At 40.3% G+C, this 352-nt stretch carries 1 rRNA gene; it reads right to left on the bottom strand.

Annotated features, from left to right (window positions below):
* Window positions 1-91, bottom strand: a 23S ribosomal RNA gene (locus CD122_RS11410); the annotation flags it as partial.
* Window positions 92-352 lie beyond the last annotated feature (261 nt).

Genomic DNA, 352 nt, shown 5'->3' with positions numbered 1-352 from the left:
TTACAGCTCCCCAAAGCATATCGTCGTTAGTAACGTCCTTCTTCGGCTTCTAGTGCCAAGGTATTCACCGTGCGCCCTTAATAACTTAATCTTTGTGTTTGTCTTGGCAAGCCTTCGCATTCGTCTTCATTTCTTTCTTCGCTTGCTCAGTTACGACTAGTAATCTTCGCTGCACTCATCAAGAAATTCATAGACTGCAAATGCTTTCAATCCAAACTTTGTGATGATTGGCAATCGCTATTAACGACACCAATATCCACCAGTTATTAATTATGTGAGTCGTCATTTGACGACTAGCGATAATTTTAGTTTCAAGCTTTCGCTATTCACTCGGTTTTTGCTTGGTAAAATC

The organism is Staphylococcus rostri, assembly GCF_002902145.1.
GTDB lineage: Bacteria > Bacillota > Bacilli > Staphylococcales > Staphylococcaceae > Staphylococcus > Staphylococcus rostri.
This window is presented reverse-complemented; position numbering and strand designations above follow the sequence as displayed.